This window comes from Cytobacillus sp. FSL W7-1323, from assembly GCF_038595015.1.
Taxonomy (GTDB): Bacteria; Bacillota; Bacilli; order Bacillales; family Cytobacillaceae; genus Cytobacillus; species Cytobacillus kochii.
In genome coordinates, this window is the sequence record NZ_CP151998.1 from 1,074,255 (window position 1) to 1,087,892 (window position 13,638).

Annotated in this window: 15 protein-coding genes; 11 read left to right on the forward strand and 4 right to left on the reverse strand. The window is 36.3% G+C overall.

All coding sequences use genetic code 11. The features are described 5' to 3' along the window. Positions 1-9 precede the first annotated feature (9 nt). Together MKX67_RS05605 and MKX67_RS05610 are read left to right on the forward strand one after the other, a co-directional pair. Positions 10-954, forward strand: coding sequence for a ring-cleaving dioxygenase (locus MKX67_RS05605; protein ID WP_224934977.1), 945 nt, complete (start codon positions 10-12; stop codon positions 952-954). After that, positions 954-2,030 carry an LLM class flavin-dependent oxidoreductase gene (locus MKX67_RS05610; RefSeq protein ID WP_251162889.1) on the forward strand — a complete coding sequence of 359 codons (1,077 nt, stop codon included), beginning with the start codon at positions 954-956 and terminating at the stop codon, positions 2,028-2,030. Before MKX67_RS05605 ends, MKX67_RS05610 begins: the two co-directional genes overlap by 1 nt. A 39-nt stretch (positions 2,031-2,069) precedes the next feature. Here the strand turns inward: MKX67_RS05610 and MKX67_RS05615 are convergent, their stop codons facing one another. Then, the gene (locus MKX67_RS05615; RefSeq protein ID WP_224934981.1) at positions 2,070-2,396 is read right to left on the reverse strand and encodes a hydrolase; all 327 of its coding nucleotides are present in this window, start codon (positions 2,394-2,396) and stop codon (positions 2,070-2,072) included. 108 nt (positions 2,397-2,504) lie between these two features. Beyond that, positions 2,505-3,113 (reverse strand): recombinase family protein, encoded by a 609-nt coding sequence (locus MKX67_RS05620; RefSeq protein WP_342489007.1) that lies wholly within the window; start codon positions 3,111-3,113, stop codon positions 2,505-2,507. A 121-nt stretch (positions 3,114-3,234) separates the two neighbouring features. On the opposite strand from MKX67_RS05620, the gene MKX67_RS05625 reads away from it, so the two are divergent. From MKX67_RS05625 to MKX67_RS05635, 3 genes are all read left to right on the forward strand, one after another. Further along, positions 3,235-4,692, forward strand: coding sequence for a SulP family inorganic anion transporter (locus MKX67_RS05625; RefSeq protein WP_342489008.1), 1,458 nt, complete (start codon positions 3,235-3,237; stop codon positions 4,690-4,692). 250 nt (positions 4,693-4,942) lie between these two features. Beyond that, complete coding sequence (locus tag MKX67_RS05630; RefSeq protein ID WP_224934987.1) at positions 4,943-5,782, forward strand: YitT family protein; 840 nt, start codon at positions 4,943-4,945, stop codon at positions 5,780-5,782. A 345-nt stretch (positions 5,783-6,127) separates the two neighbouring features. Then, a complete protein-coding gene (locus MKX67_RS05635) occupies positions 6,128-7,573 on the forward strand; it encodes an MDR family MFS transporter (RefSeq protein ID WP_224934989.1) in 1,446 nt (481 codons plus the stop codon). A 36-nt stretch (positions 7,574-7,609) separates the two neighbouring features. On the opposite strand, the gene MKX67_RS05640 is transcribed toward MKX67_RS05635, so the two are convergent. Together MKX67_RS05640 and MKX67_RS05645 are read right to left on the reverse strand one after the other, a co-directional pair. Then, on the reverse strand, positions 7,610-8,044 hold the full coding sequence (locus MKX67_RS05640; RefSeq protein WP_224934991.1) for an organic hydroperoxide resistance protein: 435 nt from the start codon (positions 8,042-8,044) through the stop codon (positions 7,610-7,612). A 99-nt stretch (positions 8,045-8,143) separates the two neighbouring features. Beyond that, entirely contained in the window at positions 8,144-8,725 is a 582-nt protein-coding gene (locus tag MKX67_RS05645) for a TIGR00730 family Rossman fold protein (RefSeq protein WP_224934992.1), read from the reverse strand. A gap of 88 nt (positions 8,726-8,813) precedes the next feature. On the opposite strand from MKX67_RS05645, the gene MKX67_RS05650 reads away from it, so the two are divergent. The 6 genes from MKX67_RS05650 (at position 8,814) to coaA (ending at position 13,628) form a co-directional block, all read left to right on the forward strand. Beyond that, the gene (locus MKX67_RS05650; protein WP_342489009.1) at positions 8,814-9,644 is read left to right on the forward strand and encodes a methyltransferase domain-containing protein; all 831 of its coding nucleotides are present in this window, start codon (positions 8,814-8,816) and stop codon (positions 9,642-9,644) included. 108 nt (positions 9,645-9,752) lie between these two features. Then, positions 9,753-10,190, forward strand: a complete 438-nt coding sequence (locus MKX67_RS05655; RefSeq protein ID WP_224934996.1) for a CotD family spore coat protein — start codon at positions 9,753-9,755, stop codon at positions 10,188-10,190. Positions 10,191-10,366: 176 nt separating this feature from the next. Then, positions 10,367-10,735: a GntR family transcriptional regulator gene (locus tag MKX67_RS05660; protein WP_341050182.1), complete on the forward strand. Its 369-nt coding sequence runs from the start codon at positions 10,367-10,369 to the stop codon at positions 10,733-10,735. Then, positions 10,728-11,603: an ABC transporter ATP-binding protein gene (locus MKX67_RS05665; RefSeq protein ID WP_251162894.1), complete on the forward strand. Its 876-nt coding sequence runs from the start codon at positions 10,728-10,730 to the stop codon at positions 11,601-11,603. The genes MKX67_RS05660 and MKX67_RS05665 overlap by 8 nt, the downstream gene beginning before the upstream one ends. Position 11,604: 1 nt before the next feature. Continuing rightward, positions 11,605-12,321, forward strand: a complete 717-nt coding sequence (locus MKX67_RS05670) for a hypothetical protein (RefSeq protein ID WP_224935002.1) — start codon at positions 11,605-11,607, stop codon at positions 12,319-12,321. 356 nt (positions 12,322-12,677) lie between these two features. After that, a complete protein-coding gene (gene coaA / locus MKX67_RS05675) occupies positions 12,678-13,628 on the forward strand; it encodes a type I pantothenate kinase (RefSeq protein WP_095370252.1) in 951 nt (316 codons plus the stop codon). The last annotated feature ends 10 nt before the right edge of the window (positions 13,629-13,638 follow it).

Sequence of the window (13,638 nt, forward strand, 5' to 3'; positions counted from 1 at the left end):
GAGGATTAAATGACGTACATTGCAGGTCATCATCATACATCTATGATTACAAAGGATGCGAATAAAAATAATCACTTTTATAAGAATATACTTGGTTTAAGACGGGTTAAGATGACTGTAAATCAGGATGATCCCTCTATGTATCATCTGTTTTTCGGAGATGAAATCGGAAGTCCAGGCACAGAATTAACATTTTTTGAAATACCGATGGCAGGTAGAACCCATAAAGGAACAAATAGTATTACCCGCATTGGATTACTTGTTCCATCCTATGAGAGTTTACTGTTTTGGTCTGAACGTTTTAAGCAATTAAAAGTAAAACATGGAGAAATTACAGAATATACGCAACGCCCCAGTCTATCATTTGAAGATCCCGATGGCTTGCAATTAGTGCTTATTGTCTCTGAGCAAAGCCTGTCATTTTGGAGAGGTTGGTCTCAATCACTTATCCCTAAGGAGCATCAAATTATGGGCATGGGCCCAGTTGAAATGACAGTGAGAAGACCCGAGAAGTTACAGGACACGCTAGTGAATATGTTTGGCTACTCTATTTCTTATCAAGAAGAAAAATTAACGGTCTATCAATCATTAGCAGGAGAACCGTTCGGTGAAATTGTGGTGATTGAAAAAGATGGACCAGATGAGAGACCAGGACGAGGCAGTGTTCATCATTTAGCAATCCGAGTAAAAGACGAAGAGGAACTGAAATATTGGGAAAGTAAAGTAAGAGAAAAAGGTTTTTTAACAAATGGTATTATCGATCGCTATTATTTTAAAAGCCTATACTTTAGAGAATCTAATGGTATCCTTTTTGAAATTGCGACAGATGGTCCCGGGTTCACAATTGATACCGATCTCGTGCATTTAGGAGAAACTTTAGATCTTCCGCCATTCCTCGAAGAACGCCGAGAAGAAATAGAAAAGATGCTTAAACCTATAGAGGAGAATGAATAATGGAAAAATACCGGATAAATAAAGAGAATGGTCTGGAGTTCGGCTTGTACTCATTGGGTGATCACATTCCTAATGCTAAAACAGGCAAACGAATATCCGCGCAAAAGAGACTAAATGAAATCATCGAGGCAAGTCAATTAGCTGAAGAAGCAGGTATTGATGTATTTGGCCTAGGTGAGAGCCATCAAACTTATTTTACAACTCAAGCACATACCGTTGTACTTGGTGCGATTGCCCAGGCAACGAAAAAAATAAAATTATCAAGTTCAGCAACAGTATTAAGTGTATCTGATCCTGTTAGGGTATATGAGGATTTTGCTACAATTGACTTGCTTTCAGGTGGCCGTGCTGAAATTGTCGCGGGTCGAGGTTCTAGAGTAGGAGCTTATCAATTATTGGGTATAGACTTGGCTCATTATGAAGATATCTTTGAGGAAAAGTTGGCTTTATTAAAGCAACTGAATGAGGAAGAAAGGGTGACATGGTCGGGAAGATTCCGTGCGCCATTAGATAATGCTGAAGTGCTTCCACGGCCTCTGAATGGTTCACTTCCTATTTGGAGAGGTGTTGGCGGTCCACCAGCTAGTGCCGTTAAAGCAGGTAAAATGGGCATTCCAATGGTATTAACAACCTTAGGTGGTCCAGCAGATAATTTCAAAATATCTGTAGATGCTTATCGCCAGACGTTAGAGGATAATGGATTCCAAGCCAACCAATATCCAATTGCAACTACGAGTTTATTTTATGTTGCAGATACAACTCGAGAAGCGCTTGAAGGAATGTATCCTTATCTAAATGGTGGCTTTCAAGCGATTAGAGGTGGAGGGGGTTACCCTATTCAGCAATTCACACAAGCGCCCGATGTAAGGGATGCTTTAATGGTTGGGAGTAAGCAACAAATTATTGAGAAAATTCTCTATCAATATGAATTATTTGGGATGCAAAGGTTTTTAGCACAAATCGATTTTGGTGGAGTACCTTTCGCCGATGTAATGAAAAATATAGAGATTATTGGGAATGACATTATTCCAGCAGTGAAGAAATATACAAGAGAAGAGAAGTCGTCCGAAATTTAATAGAAGCAAAGAAGCCACCCTATTGAAGGTGGCTTCTTTTTATATCTTTTCAGTATCGATAATATTCATCTCTTTTATATGATTTTTTGCCTCTTGATCACCTAATTGATAAATCATCTCATAAAGACGCATCAAAATTTGATCATATTCAGGGTTAGGCGATTTTTTATGATACTCAAGAAAAGGAACTTGAGCTCTAGCAAAGGTTTTTAACTCGGCATTATAGTTCTCATCTAAAAAGCGGTTTAGCTCAGCAATTTCAGCACCTGTTGCATATACTCTAAACTGCCAATCATGACCATCCATTGTGTCAAGTATTGTACCGTTTTCAAGGTTGATATAGTAAGCTTCTCTATTACCGTCCATTTAAACCTCTCCTTTTTCTCGGATAGTCATATTATTCCCTGTTGGACTCGTAGATAAACAAACTATTAAATAACTATTTTTATTAGTATGCCATTGAATCAGTTGTTTTTAACTTAATTGTTCTAAATATCGGTATAATGTAGATTTACTGATCCCTGTTTGTTCTTTAATTTCTAATAAAGTGAAATTTTTTGTTTGATACATTTCAATCGCTTTTTTAACATTTTCATCAGGCTTTTTTGGTCTACCACTCGATTTTCCTTGTTCTTTTGCTTTTGTTAATCCTCTTCTGGTATTTTCACTGATTACGTCACTTTGAAAGGAAATAAGCTTATTTAACATGGGTAAGAAATACTTACCCGTTTCATCACTTGTATCGATTTCTTCATGTATTGCTTTGAAATAAATTTTTCGCTCATCTAACTCATTTAATAATTCTGCGAGATGATTCGTGGAGTCAGCTAATACGTTCAGTCTTGCGACAATCACTTTATCACCTTTTTGCAAATGGTTTAATAAATCCTTTAATTTATTTCTTCTTTTTGGTGAGGTATGTGCTTCTTGAAAGTATATATCGCAATCTTTTAAGTAGGTATATTGCTCATCTATATCTAAATCATGTAGAGGTCGTAGATATCCCGCGAACATAATCATTGCTCCTTTTCTTCTTAAAATGAAATAAGAACTAATAGTTGCAAACGTAATTAAAGATATCATATCACATCACCTGAAAATTTCTTGATATGCCATAATTAATCCCAAAAACGTTCCTTTATGAAACTTTTTGTGTTAAAATCTTCTCATTGCCTAAAAAAAGACGTGAATGAGGTGTTTAGGATTGATCACATGGAAAGAACAGTGGTTTTCAAATATTAGAGGAGATATTTTATCAGGCATTGTAGTTGCACTTGCACTTATCCCAGAGGCGATCGCCTTTTCTATTATAGCTGGTGTTGATCCAATGGTAGGGTTATATGCATCTGTTTGTATTGCTATTATTATCTCTTTTACAGGTGGGAGACCCGGAATGATATCTGCAGCAACGGGAGCAATGGCACTCTTAATGGTTCCTCTAGTAAAAGAATACGGTTTGAATTATTTACTTGCTGCAACTATTTTAACTGGAGTCATTCAATTTTTATTTGGTGTATTTAAAATAGCTAAGGTAATGAAATTTATCCCGAGAGCTGTCATGATGGGGTTTGTTAATGCACTTGCCATTCTCATTTTTATGGCACAGGTGCCTCATATTTTAGGAGAGTCTTATATGACTTTCATCTTTTTAGCTATTACTCTTTTAATTATTTATATTGTACCAAGGTTTATCAAGGTCATACCGGCTCCACTCATTGCGATTGTTTTCCTTTCAGCAGCCGCTATTTTTTTTCAAGCTGATATGAAAACGGTCGGGGATTTAGGAGCGATTTCACAAACATTACCAAGCTTCTTCCTACCGAATGTCCCATTTAATTTAGAAACGTTGATGATTATACTCCCCTTTTCTGTTGCTTTGGCAATTGTTGGGTTGCTCGAGTCATTATTAACTACTCAAATTGTAGACGATATGACTGATACTGTTGGAGATAAGAATAAAGAAGCAAGAGGGCAAGGGATTGCTAACTTTGTAACGGGATTCTTTGGGGGAATGGCAGGTTGTGCAATGATTGGACAATCCGTTATCAATGTGAAGTCGGGTGGTCGAGGACGTCTATCAACACTTGTAGCTGGACTTGTATTAATGTTTTTAATCCTTGTGTTAGGAGGAGTCGTTGTCCAGATTCCAATGCCTGTGTTAGTAGGTATTATGGTTATGGTCTCTATAGGTACCTTTGATTGGTCTTCTTTTGCTTATTTGAAAAAGGCACCATTATCTGATTCGTTAGTGATGTTAGTTACAGTCGGGATCGTTGTGTACACACATGACTTATCTAAAGGTGTTATTGCTGGTGTCATATTAAGTGCTATATGCTTCGCAGCGAAAATATCAAAGGTGAAAATAACAAAGACAATCGACCACACAAATTGTTTAACAAATTATCAGGTTCAAGGGCAAATATTCTTTGTCTCTGTTGATGCTTTTTTAGAAAAAATAGATTTTGACGTAAAAAAAGAGACGATTATATTGGATTTCACTCAAGCTCATATTTGGGATGATTCAGGTGTTGGTGCGTTGGATAAAGCGATCTTGAAGCTCAAAGAAAACGGAAATTCCGTTAGAGTTCGAGGTTTAAACGATGATAGTGAACAAATAGTTAAGCGATTAGCTGTCAGTCAACATGAGATACAAAAGAGTTAGGTAAATGATATCATCATTTAAGATGTGTAAAAAAGTTGCGAGATGCTCGGCACTCGCAACTTTTTAATTGTAGAAAGTAATGATAAGTTTTTTTCCCTTACCTTTGAGTTAAAAGATAATTCATAATTCTTTTTTAATGAATGATTTTCATTCATTATTTCTAAAATCTATTGTCGTCACTAATCACCCCATGATAAAATGCAGTGGTGCCTCAAATGGAGAGCGAATTGAATGATGGAGGATAGAAGCCATGAAAAAATATATATGGGATAGTATTGTCATTGTCTTTGGTGCGTTTCTTTTTGCATTAGCTATTAATCTGTTTGTCATCCCGAGTGAACTTAGTGAAGGCGGAGTTACTGGATTGACAATTATATTCTATTATCTTTTTGAATGGTCTCCAGGGTTAGTGAGTTTCATATTAAATGCCATTTTATTGATTGCAGGTTATAAATTTTTAACGAAACAAACCGTTATATATACGATTATCGCTGTTATTTCGCTTTCTCTTTCCTTACATTTAACTGAAGGGTGGAGAATTGATTCGAATGAGATATTAGTTAATGCCATTTTTGGAGGAATATTCTCTGGAGTTGGCATTGGATTAATTATTCGTGTTGGTGGTACTACAGCTGGAACAACCATTCTTGCGAAGATGACAAATAAGTTTTTAGGATGGAGTATTAGTTATAGCTTATTATTTTTTGATATTCTTGTTGTCCTAAGTTCTTATTTCATTATTGGTGCAGAGAAAGTAATGATTACACTCATTATGTTATATGTCGGTACAAAAGTGATGGAGCTCATTATTGAAGGATTAAATCCTAAAAAGGCTGTCACAATTATATCGAAAGAGTCAGACACGATTGCCCAACAAATCAATCAAAAACTCGACCGTGGAGTAACAGTAATGAACGGAAGAGGATATTATACAAAGCAAGCAAAGGAAGTCCTATATATTGTTATTAGTAAGCAAGAAATTATGAAATTGAAAAAAATTGTTTTAGCAACGGATCACACAGCCTTCGTTGCCATACATGATGTACGCGATGTGTTTGGTGAGGGGTTTGGAGATATGTCAAAAGGGTGAGAAGCCGGCGATGAGCTGGCTTTTTCTTTTGGAAATGTAAAAGTTTGAAGTATTAGAATGTAACTATTTAGGATGTGATTTTCAAAATAGGAGAGACCACCGCTCATTGGAGAAGCGTAGTTACCTCAAGTGGCTTAAAAGAAGTCAGGAAGTCAGACTTGTTGAAAAACAGCAGAGCTTAGCGCAATTTAGAACACTAAAAGGATATTGACTTTCTATAGAGACGAAAGTGGCATATAATTGCGCATTGAATAGATGAGCTAACTGATAGGCAAATATGGCGTAAATCATGTAGAATAGGAGGGATGGTGTTTTATTCGAGATATTTATAGAAGGAGAAAGAAAATGACAGAGAAGATAAATGATTTACAACAAGTCCAGATCAAGCCTTTGCCGATTGCAATTGTGTTAATGATTGCTGCTTTTATTGGATTATTTAGTGAAACGGCACTTAACATGGCTTTTACGAATATTATGGTGGACTATCAGATTGAACCACATGCGGTTCAGTGGCTGACAACAGGGTTTTTATTAGTACTTGGTGTTTTAGTACCAGTTTCAGGGTTACTTATTCAATGGTTCAGTACAAGGCAATTATTCGCTGCTTCCCTTATATTCTCAATTATTGGTACATTGATTGGTGCGTTATCAATTAGTTTTCCTATGTTATTAATATGTCGTGTGATCCAAGCGATAGGGACAGCATTGTTATTACCATTAATGACGAATGTGATTCTACTTATTTTCCCTGCGAATAAGCGTGGAAGTGTGATGGGCCTTATGGGCTTAGTCATTATGTGTGCACCTGCTATTGGCCCAACCATTTCAGGATTATTGATTGATCAATGGGGATGGCATTCTATATTTTGGTTATCATTACCTATATTAATCATTACTTTAGTTATTGGAATGGCTTTTATGCAAAATGTTTCTACCATTACGAAGCCCCGAATTGATTTTGTTTCATTGTTATTATCGACGATTGGTTTTGGTGGCGTTGTATACGGATTTAGCAGTGCGGGAGAGGGAAATGGGTCGTGGGCCAGTCCTTTAGTACTCTTCCCAATTGTAATTGGAGTAATTAGTTTATTGTTATTCTCTATCCGCCAGTTACGTAGTCCAGAGCCAATGCTCGATTTACGTGTTTTCGCTCATCCAATGTTTTCTTTAGGAACGATTATGGTTTTCTTATGTATGATGATGATTTTGTCGTCTGCTATCCTATTACCACTCTACTTAAAAGGTGGATTATTACTAACTGCACTAGCAGCAGGTCTTGTGTTGCTACCAGGTGGATTAATTAACGGTTTAATGTCTCCAGTTACAGGGCGGCTTTTTGACCGGTTTGGTCCAAGGTATTTAATTATACCTGGTTTCGTTTTAACAACAATTATGACCTTTTTATTTACTAGAGTAACAACGGAAACGAGTTCAGCTTTGATTATTTTCCTTCATACGGTGATGTTAATCGGCGTGGCGATGATTATGATGCCAGCTCAAACGAATGGATTAAATCAGCTGTCAAAAAGGCATTATCCCGATGGATCAGCGATTATGAATACACTATCGCAAATTGCTGGTGCCATTGGTACTGCGGTTGCTATTAGTTTAATGGCAGCAGGCCAATCCAGCTATATACCTAAAGAAGGTATGGCAAATACAGCTATCGCAGCTGAAGCACTAACAACCGGTGTTCAAACAGCGTTTTATCTTGGGCTAATTGCTTCTATCATCGGACTGATTTTATCTTTCTTTGTAAAAAGAGTATATGTTGAGAATGAAACAAAATAAAACTCGCCATTTGGCGAGTTTTTTAACTATGATTTACTATAATTGTTCTACTGCATGTGGCTCTAAGATGACTTCGATGTTATTGCGTACAGCTTTAGAATACGGACAAGTTTCATGCGCTTTATGAACCAGTTTTTCTAATGTCTCCTGATCGGTCCCTTTTGCTTTAATATTTAATTTCACTTGTAAGCTATAGCCTTCTTTTTCATCCTTAAAGAGACTGACATTGCCAATTACTTCCGTATCTATCGGTGTCCGATCCATTTTAGATACACCTTGCAGGGCACTTTCAAAGCAAGCTGCATATCCTGCAGCGAATAATTGTTCTGGATTTGTCGCTTCGGGCATTTCTTTCGCTCTAGGTGTTCCTGGCATTGCTATTGCGACATTAAAGTTACCATCCTCTGATACCGCTGTACCTTCTCGTCCACCACTTACTGTAACAGTTGCTGTAAATAATTTCTTAGCCATTTGGATCGTCTCCTTTTTAGAAATAGATTGTACTATATATATAACCTTTTTTTGATGAGTTACACATTTTTTTTAAAATCTATTCAAAAAAATGAGGGTTTACGTTTGGCTCTTTCTAATAAATGTTTTGACCTCAGGAGGCGTATAAGTATAAAATTGCTGAATTAAATCAGCAGGACTCTCGCTAACTAGTGCCATTTTCAAAAATTTGTCTTGTAAGAATTGTTGTTCATTCATATGAGTAATCAGTGAGATTAAGAGGTCAAAATAGTGATCAATATTGAGGATACCAATAGGTTTTTGATGTAACCCTAACTGCCCCCAAGTAAACACCTCAAAAAATTCTTCTAATGTTCCGCAGCCACCTGGAAGCATAATAAATCCATCGGCAAGTTCTTCCATTTTATGTTTTCTTTCATGCATAGAATCAACGATGACTAGATCACTTAAGTTCGGATGGGCAATTTCTTTATCTTGAAGGAATTTAGGAATGACACCAATTACTTTTCCACCGTTGGCTAATGTACTATCTGCTACTGCGCCCATTAAACCAATACTTGAACCGCCATATATGAGTGTGATGCTTCTTTTAGCTAATTGCTCTCCTAAAATTTGTGCACCTTTCATATAGGAGGGATGTGCCCCTTGGCTTGAACCACAAAAGACTGCGAGTGCTTGCAAATTTTTCTACCCCCTTTTTATTTAATGAAGTATACTTATCTAAAGTATAGCAAATATTCTTATAAAATTTGAAGCGGCAGGTGGACCTATGAATGGTGTCGACATCATTACAGATTGTATGGCGACAAATTTTGAAATACAAAAGGTACAAACAGTACATCGGTTGAAATTGGCAGAATTTTGGGGCATTAAAGAAGGCGATCGTGTTTTAGAAATAGGCAGCGGCCAAGGTGACACCACAGCAGTATTAGCTTATTTAGTCGGTGAGGAGGGGTTTGTTCACGGTATTGATATTGCTTCTCCAACTTATGGAACACCTATTACACTTGGTGAATCCATTACCTATTTGTTAAATTCAAAAATTGGCAAACAAATTCATATCGATTTCCATATGGATTTATTATCTGACCAAATTGAGTTTTTGGAAAAATCTTTTGATCATATCGTTTTTTCACATTGTGCATGGTATATGAACTCAATTGAGGAGTTTGCCGCATTAATGAAAAAAGTGAAAAAATGGGGAAAGAACCTATGTTTCGCTGAGTGGGATACGAGAATAAGTGTAGTTGAACAGTATCCACATTTATTATCAGTTCTCATTCAGGCACAATATGAGTCTTTCAAAAAAGAGAGTGACGCTAATATTCGTACATTGTTTACCCCTTTTGATATACAAAAAGTGGTGAGGGAGGCAGGCTGGGATATAGAGAAAGAACATATTATTTTCTCTCCAGAGTTGCAAGATGCAAAATGGGAAGTGACTAAATTAGTAAGGGACTTGCATACTGAGTTAGAGCAATTAGGAGAAATACCTGAAAAGTTAAAGTCGCTTATCTTTTCCCAAATGTCCATGTTAGAAGATTTTCGTGTGACAAATGAAATCACGCCATTATCTGTTTATGCGTTTACAGCTAAATAGCCATTGGACCAAATGAAATTTCTGTACTTAATATAGGTGTTTGTATTAGACAACTTATCACCTTCCAACATACCTTATTAAGGAATAAAACAGAATGGAGGTCTTAGCGTGAGCTATAAACAATGGAATAACCCAAATCAGGTGGCAGGTGCCCAATTGCCCCATCAAGTGGCAGGTGCACAAATGCCTCATCAAGTGGCAGGTGCGCAAACAGGTGCACAATTGCCTCACCAAGTAGCAGGTGCTCAAACTGGTCCATGGGGTGGTCAACCGCAATTCTTATCCCCATCTCAGTCACCAGCACAACAAGGTCCGACTCAAGTTTCTCCAACTCAGCAATATGTAAAGCCGAATTATTCAAATACGAATATCAATCATGTACACCCTAGTCATACTACAAATGTTAATAAACATTGTATTACACACAAACATTATTTTCCACACACTGAATCCGTTGTAAATGAGTGTAAAGAACAACATATCATGTGTGGTAAGCCTTACAACCCTTGTCAAACAGGCGGTTGGGGTCCTAAAAGACCTTGGTAAATTTCTTTGAGAACTGTCTTTAATGGCAGTTCTTTTTTATTTTTCTTATATTTTTTTGATAGTGATCAAAGGTTAATTACAAAAAGTTTTCACGTTGACTTTACAAGGTACATAAAATGATGTATAGTTGGTTACACGAGTAATCAACCTATCAACTAGGTAGGAAGGGGTTAAAAGTGAAATCAGTCTTTGATGATTCTAAGCCAATATTTCAACAATTGGCAGAAACGATAGCAGATGATATTGTTGATGGTCACATAAAAGAGGGAGATCAAGTACCTTCGACGACAGAGCTTTCTCAGTTTTATCAAATCAATCGAGCAACAGCACAAAAAGGTTTAGGGCTTCTTGTAGATAAAGAGCTGGTATTTAAACAGCGAGGTGTTGGCATGTTTGTAGCGAAAGGAGCGAAGGCGTTGTTATTAAAAGAAAGGCAAGCAGATTTCTATAAACAATATGTGCTACCTATGTTAGATGAAGCGAAACGCATCCATTTAAATGAAGAAGAAATTCTTCGACTTATAAGGGGGGAGAATGATGATTAAGATTCAAGGGCTCGATTTTAACTACGGATCCACACTTGCTTTAAAGAATGTAAACTTAGTAGAAGAAGAGCCCATTATTATGGGACTTTGGGGTCGGAATGGCGCAGGTAAAACGACATTAATGAAGCTGTTGGCAGGTTTGGAGAAACCCAAAAATGGCGTCATTGATATTCATGGAATCTCGCCCTACAATCATTCAGAAGGGATGAAGTATATTGCTTATATGCAGGAAAATCATCCGTTTTCTGAGTTTTGGAATGTGAAAGATGCATTAATGTTTGGAGCGTATTTCAATCCAAATTGGGATCAGCAATATGCTGAAGAGCTGGTGGAATTATTTGAATTACCTAAGAAGAAGCTGATAAGGAAATTTTCTAAAGGGATGCAAACAATGATAAAAATCGTCATTGGCTTGGCTAGTAAGGCGCCAGTAACAATTATGGATGAACCGACAAATGGGTTAGACGCATTTAGAAGAAAACAATTCTATGATGTATTGTTAGAGACATATGAAGACCATCCACGTTTGTTTATACTTTCCTCTCATCATATAGAGGAAATTGAACCACTATGTGAGAAAATAGCTGTTATTCATAACAAAACATTAGCTAGTTATACCGATACGGAAGAGTTAAAGCGAAGGGGGCTCATGTTAACTGGGCCTGTAGAAGAAGTGCAAAAGCTAGTGCAGAGTCACCACCAAATACTTCAACAGAAAAAGTTACGTAACCAAATGCAAGTAATGATTGATGATGTAATAACTGATGAATGGCACACAATCGCGAATGCAAATAAGGTTCATCTAGAAAATGTTTCATTGCAAGACTATCTGGTGCAAAAAACAATGACACAGGAAGGGAGAGATTAACATGTTCTCTACTTTTAATGGACCGTTTAAATTAATGTTCGAAGATTTGAAGAAACAGACAATTATTATTCTCTCTATTACTGTGAGCATACTTATTCTATTTTCTATTAGTGGCTATTTAATTGGTGAGAATTTCACTGGTGCGATTTTTGGACCTATATATGGATTTTTTCTCATTTATCCGTTTTTACTCTATAATAAAACATATAAGTATGTTCTTTCACTTGGAGGAACAAGGCGGCAGTATCTTTTAAGTACAATAATTAATACAGTTTTATTTATCTTTATTAATACGGCTTTTCTTAATGTGATGTATCAGTTAAATTTATATTTATCAGAGAACAATGGTAATCCAGTTCATCTGCAACATGTTGGCTTATTATTTCAAAGTGATAATCCAGTTCTTTATTGGTGGGCTGATGTTGTACTGTGTGTGTTTTTGTTTGGTGTCTTATTATTAGTCAATAGTCTATGGTTTTATTTAGGTACAATTAGGCTATTAATTGGGATAACGATTTTCGGTGGCATATTGGTTGTTTGGTTTACAAATGAAGGAATGGGTAAAATAATTGACTTATTTATTAATCATTTACTAACATTCATTCACATATTAGGATTCGCTGGTTTATGCGGTATGGCTTTATCCTACTTGATTATGCGAAACGGCCCATTGGAAAGAGGTGGCCATTTAGTAGGGATAAGATTAAAGAATAATTAACAATTATATATTGAAAAAGGTACTGCATGTCGCAGTGCTTTTTTTTTCGAGGATATATAATGAACACCTAACAACAATGAGAAGGAGGGGAGGAACCAAATCAGACATGTAAGAGAAAGACGAAAATTAGGGTAATTGGAATGTGGAGTGAAAGAATGGGGAAAGTAATGACAACATGATTCTAATCTTATGTTTCAGTAAAGTAAGAAGCATAGAGAATAGAAGTACGGAAAAAAAGATAAACGCTTGAAAAATCGATTTTTGCCATTTGGAAAAATAAAAAAGCTGAAAAAACTGTATGATATGTTAAAATAAACTCAAGAATTGAAAATGTTAAGGTTAGTGAGGACAAAAAGTTGAATAAACAATTAACAAAGGATTACTCACCCTATTTAACTTTTAATCGAAGTGAATGGTCAGCACTCAGTAGGAGATCAACCATTCCTTTAGAGGATTTGGATTTGCAGTCATTACAAGGGGTAAATGACCGATTATCATTGTCAGAAGTAACAGAAGTATATCAGCCTATTTCCCAACTTTTGAATTTGTACTATTTAAATGCAAAAAACATGCATAAAGATAGCAATCATTTCTTACAGATGGAAACAAAGAAGGTTCCTTATATTATTGGTATTGCAGGAAGTGTAGCAGTTGGTAAAAGTACGACGGCTAGAATGATTCAATATTTGATTTCGGAGTGGCCTGAACAGCCTAAGGTAGACCTAGTAACAACGGATGGATTTCTCTACCCAAATGAAATATTAGAATCAAAGGGACTTATGAAGAAGAAAGGCTTCCCGGAAAGTTATGATATCAGTAAGCTCTTCAAGTTTCTTTCTGAATTAAAATCGGGTCAATCAGTTGTGCAGGCACCTGTCTATTCACATTTAACGTATAATATTGTTCGTGATGAGATGCAAACGCTTACGGAACCTGATATTGTCATTGTAGAAGGTATTAATGTCTTACAGCCACCTAAAAATGTGAGAGGTAAAGATAAGCCCTTTATCTCAGACTTCTTTGACTTCTCTATTTATATCGACGCTGAGGAAGCGAATGTTGAGAAATGGTACAAAGAAAGATTCCAGCTACTTAGGAGTACTGCTTTTAAGAATCCAAAATCTTATTTTAATAAATTTGCCAAAATGAGTGAAGGGGAAGCTTTAGCAATTGCTGACCGTATTTGGAAGGAAACGAATCATACAAATTTAAAGAAGAATATATTACCTACGAAGAACCGTGCTGATTTAATTATTGAAAAAGGCGAAGGCCATAGTGTGACAGAAGTAAAAGTTAGAAAGCTATAAAAGGAATCCC